2 protein-coding genes are annotated in these 2,065 nt (G+C 71.2%); one reads left to right on the top strand and one right to left on the bottom strand.

Features of this window, described 5'->3' with window-relative positions; translation table 11 throughout:
• Positions 1–121: 121 nt before the first annotated feature.
• Positions 122–859 carry a D-Ala-D-Ala carboxypeptidase family metallohydrolase gene (locus ACWGI8_RS43485; RefSeq protein WP_453669052.1) on the top strand — a complete coding sequence of 246 codons (738 nt, stop codon included), beginning with the start codon at positions 122–124 and terminating at the stop codon, positions 857–859.
• 6 nt (positions 860–865) lie between these two features.
• On the opposite strand, the gene ACWGI8_RS43480 is transcribed toward ACWGI8_RS43485, so the two are convergent.
• Complete coding sequence (locus ACWGI8_RS43480; RefSeq protein ID WP_453669051.1) at positions 866–1,831, bottom strand: helix-turn-helix domain-containing protein; 966 nt, start codon at positions 1,829–1,831, stop codon at positions 866–868.
• Positions 1,832–2,065: the final 234 nt, after the last annotated feature.

Genomic DNA, 2,065 nt, shown 5'->3' with positions numbered 1-2,065 from the left:
CTGCCGTTACCGCCAATGGGCGGGCAAATGACGGCTGTCGTGTCCCTGTTGACGCCCGTCGACCGCCCCGCCAGTCTCTGGGTGCAGCTCCCACATCCGGTGGACTCGTCATGGAGGACCGATGCCCAGACGCACCGCACGACTCCTGCTGTCCTTTGTCATGCTCATGGCTGCCTCGCTGATCGGGGTCGTGGCCACGGCCGGCACCGCACACGCCGACGGCTGCTACACCTGGTCCCGCACCCTCTCCCAGGGAACGTCCGGCGCCGACGTCACCCAGCTGCAGATCCGGGTCGCCGGATACCCCGGCTACGGCGCCGTCCTCGCCATCGACGGCGACTACGGCCCGGCGACCACCGCCGCCGTCAAGCGCTTCCAGTCGGCCTACGGACTCGCCGCCGACGGCGTCGCGGGACCCGCCACCTTCAGCAAGCTCTACGCACTCCAGGACGACGACTGCACCCCGGTCCACTTCAGCTACGCCGAGCTGAACGACTGCAACTCCACCTGGGCGGGCGGCGCGGTGAGTGCCGCCACCGCCAAGTCCAACGCGCTGCGCACCATGTGGAAGCTGGAGGCGATGCGGCACGCACTCGGCGACCAGCCCATCACCGTGACCAGCGGCTTCCGCTCACAGGCCTGCAACGCCGCGGTCGGCGGAGCCTCGGACAGCCGCCATCTCTACGGCGACGCGGTGGACCTCGGCGCCGGACCCCACTCCCTGTGCAAGCTCGCCCAGCAGGCCCGTGACCACGGCTTCAACGGCATCCTCGGCCCCGGCTACCCGGGCCACGGCGACCACACCCACGTCGACCACCGCGCGAGCCGCTTCTGGTCCGCGTCCAGCTGCGGGATCTGAGCCCACTCAGGCCACGCGTACCGGCCCGCGGAAGGTGCGCCGGTACGCGTTCGGCGTCGTCCCGAGCGTACGCAGGAAGTGGTGCCGCAGAGCGGCCGCGTTGCCGAAGCCGGCGCGGCCCGCGATCGCGTCCACCGTGTCGTCCGTGGCCTCCAGCAACTCCTGTGCCAGCAGCACCCGCTGGCGCAGGAGCCAGCGGTACGGCGTCGTCCCCGTCTCCTGCTGGAAGCGGCGCGCGAAGGTCCGCGGCGACATGTGCGCCCGTACCGCCAGCTGCTCCACGGTCATCTCGCGGTCGAGATGCCGCTCCATCCAGGCGAGCACCTCGCCCACCGTGTCGCAGCGGGTGCGCGGCAGCGGCCGGTCGATGTACTGCGCCTGCCCGCCGTCCCGGTGCGGCGGCACCACCATCCTCCGGGCGATCTTGTTGGCGACCTCCGGACCGAACTCACTGCGTACGAGATGCAGGCAGGCGTCGATCGCGGCCGCGGTGCCGGCCGACGTGATGACCGGCCCCTCGTCGACGTACAGCACATCGGGGTCGACGAGTGCCCGCGGGTGGCGGCGGGCAAGCGCGGCCGTATGGCGCCAGTGGGTGGTGCAGCGCCGCCCGTCGAGCAGCCCCGCGGCCCCCAGCACGAACGCGCCGGTGCACACGGACAGCACGCGCGCGCCCCGGTCGACGGCCGCGCGCAGCGCCTCCAGCAGCGCCTCGGGATACTCGCGCTCTTCGTAGTCGCTCCCGGTCGGCACGGCGATCAGATCGGCCTCCGCCAGCCGTTCGAGCCCGTGCTCGACGTCCAGCGTGAACCCGGCGTGGGTGCGCAGCCGCGGCCCCTCCGCGGAGGCCACCGCGAAGTCGTGGAGCGGGAGTCCGTCATCGCTGCGATCCAGGCCGAAGACCTCGCAGAGGACCCCGAGTTCGAAGGGGTGTACGCCGTCGAGCAGGACGGCCGCCACGTTCTTCAGCATGGATTGAGTGTGGCAGTAATTCGATGGTTGGCGACAGTCCTGCCACTGATGTTTCCGGGGCCCGGCGACGACAGTGGAGGACATGAACACATTCCTCAGCTACCTCGTCATCCTGGGAGTTCTCCTCGTTGTCGGCCTTCCCGCGTTCATCGGGTACGCAAGGGACCGCGCCATCGACCGCCGGCTGCGTGAGGCGGAGCGGGCGGGGGCCCGGACCGTCACCCGGTCCAGGCC

This window comes from Streptomyces sp. NPDC054841 (assembly GCF_053611045.1).
The sequence above is the reverse complement of the archived record's forward strand: the minus strand, read 5'-3'. Positions and strand labels throughout refer to the sequence as shown.

Coding starts and splice junctions, on each gene's coding strand:
- ACWGI8_RS43485 (WP_453669052.1), top strand. CDS start 122: ATGCCCAGACGCACCGCACGACTCCTGCTGTCCTTTGTCATGCTCATG.
- ACWGI8_RS43480 (WP_453669051.1), bottom strand. CDS start 1,831: ATGCTGAAGAACGTGGCGGCCGTCCTGCTCGACGGCGTACACCCCTTC.